2 rRNA genes and 1 pseudogene are annotated in these 2521 nt (G+C 58.6%); 2 read left to right on the forward strand and 1 reads right to left on the reverse strand.

Going from position 1 to position 2521, the window contains the following annotated elements:
* Positions 1–1560 (forward strand): 23S ribosomal RNA (locus EAT49_RS20930); the annotation flags it as partial.
* Between the two features lie 106 nt (positions 1561–1666).
* Positions 1667–1781 (forward strand): 5S ribosomal RNA (rrf, locus tag EAT49_RS20935).
* Between the two features lie 165 nt (positions 1782–1946).
* On the opposite strand, the pseudogene EAT49_RS20940 reads toward rrf, so the two are convergent.
* A pseudogene (locus EAT49_RS20940) lies at positions 1947–2397 on the reverse strand (integrase core domain-containing protein); the annotation flags it as partial.
* Positions 2398–2521 lie beyond the last annotated feature (124 nt).

Consider the following 2521-nt stretch of genomic DNA (forward strand, 5'->3'; position numbering starts at 1 on the left):
TGGAGGAGAGAGGCTTTCTGTGAAGCCGGCCTGTGAGGGATCCGGTGGAGAGATCACTAGCGAGAATGATGACATGAGTAGCGACAAACAGGGTGAGAGACCCTGTCGCCGAAAGTCCAAGGGTTCCTGCTTAAAGCTAATCTGAGCAGGGTAAGCCGGCCCCTAAGGCGAGGCCGAAAGGCGTAGTCGATGGGAACCAGGTTAATATTCCTGGGCCAGGAGGATGTGACGGATTGTGGCGGCGTGCGTCCCTTATCGGATTGGGGCGTATCCAAGACAGTTCCTGGAAATAGCCCTCCATCAGACCGTACCCCAAACCGACACAGGTGGACTGGTAGAGAATACCAAGGCGCTTGAGAGAACGATGTTGAAGGAACTCGGCAAAATACCTCCGTAAGTTCGCGAGAAGGAGGCCCGGTCCAAGAGGGCCGGGGGCACAAACCAGGGGGTGGCGACTGTTTACTAAAAACACAGGGCTCTGCGAAGTCGCAAGACGACGTATAGGGTCTGACGCCTGCCCGGTGCCGGAAGGTTAAAAGGAGAGGTGCAAGCCTTGAATTGAAGCCCCGGTAAACGGCGGCCGTAACTATAACGGTCCTAAGGTAGCGAAATTCCTTGTCGGGTAAGTTCCGACCTGCACGAATGGCGTAACGACTTCCCCGCTGTCTCCAACATCGACTCAGCGAAATTGAATTGCCTGTCAAGATGCAGGCTTCCCGCGGTTAGACGGAAAGACCCCATGAACCTTTACTATAGCTTCGCACTGGCATCAGGCCAGGCATGTGCAGGATAGGTGGTAGACTTCGAAGCCGGGACGCCAGTCCTGGTGGAGTCTCCCTTGAGATACCACCCTTGCCTTGCTTGATGTCTAACCGCGGCCCGTTATCCGGGTCCGGGACCCTGCGTGGTGGGTAGTTTGACTGGGGCGGTCGCCTCCTAAAGTGTAACGGAGGCGCGCGAAGGTTGGCTCAGACCGGTCGGAAATCGGTCGTTGAGTGCAATGGCAGAAGCCAGCCTGACTGCGAGACTGACACGTCGAGCAGAGTCGAAAGACGGCCATAGTGATCCGGTGGTCCCGAGTGGAAGGGCCATCGCTCAACGGATAAAAGGTACTCTGGGGATAACAGGCTGATGGTGCCCAAGAGTCCATATCGACGGCACCGTTTGGCACCTCGATGTCGGCTCATCTCATCCTGGGGCTGGAGCAGGTCCCAAGGGTACGGCTGTTCGCCGTTTAAAGAGGTACGTGAGCTGGGTTTAGAACGTCGTGAGACAGTTCGGTCCCTATCTGCCGTGGGTGTAGGATACTTGAGAGGAGTTGCCCCTAGTACGAGAGGACCGGGGTGAACGATCCACTGGTGGACCTGTTGTGGCGCCAGCCGCAGTGCAGGGTAGCTATGATCGGACAGGATAACCGCTGAAGGCATCTAAGCGGGAAGCCCCCCTCGAAACAAGGTATCCCTTGAGGGCCGTGCGAGACCAGCACGTCGATAGGCCGGAGATGTAAGCGCAGCAATGCGTTCAGTTGACCGGTACTAATGGCCCGATTGGCTTGATCTGATCCGGAAGTGGCGAGGAAAACCCTCACCAGGACCAGAAGTCATGCACGATACGCGACTTGGAAAGATTGTCCGGCGGCCCACCCGCCGACCTGTTTCTTCCCCGATCTGGTGGTCATAGCACGAGCAAAACACCTGGTCCCATTCCGAACCCAGCCGTTAAGTGCCGTCGCGCTGATGGTACTGCGTCTCAAGACGTGGGAGAGTAAGTCACCGCCAGATCTGGAAAGAAACACGAGAAACCTCTCCGAACGATGCAATGGACGCGATCCGCCGCGCAAGACCGCCGCGACACGCACCAGCCCGAGCCGACCTTCCGCGATCGCCCCACAGACGGAGCACAAGCGGACCCGACACGGGAACAACCGCTCCCCCAATTGTCCTCGATCAGAAGTTAAGTCTGTTCGGGGTTTGGTCCTTCTCTGACCGGTTGAAGTATTCCCGCGGGGTGAGCCCGTCGAGGCTCGTGTGCGGGCGGTGGTGGGTCGTCGCGCCATGCCGCAATCAATTGGCGGGCATGGCGCAGCCCGACAAAGAGGTGCTCGTTCAGGCACTCGTCCCGGAGCCTGCCGTTGAAGCTCTCCACGAAGCCGTTCTGCATGGGCTTGCCCGGCGCGATGTAGTGCCACTCGACATGGCGCTCCTCCTGCCACTTCAGGATGGCGTTCGAGGTAAACTCGGTGCCGTTGTCGCTGACCACCATGCAGGGATAGCCGCGGATCTCGGCGATCCGGTCCATCTCGCGAGCCACCCTGATGCCGGAGATCGATGTATCGACGACCGTGGCCAGGCATTCCCGGCTGAAGTCGTCGATCACGCACAGCACACGGAACCGCCGTAACCGCCCGATTGAAGCCGCCTGCCTGATTGCGGGGTTCCGAGCTAAGACACGTGCATAACGACGTCGTTAGCGACGTGTCTTATCGGAAGGTGCCATGCTGGGCGAGGTTTTGGGTGTCGAA

The organism is Histidinibacterium lentulum (assembly GCF_003789055.1).
In the GTDB taxonomy this organism is placed as follows: domain Bacteria; phylum Pseudomonadota; class Alphaproteobacteria; order Rhodobacterales; family Rhodobacteraceae; genus Oceanicola; species Oceanicola lentulus.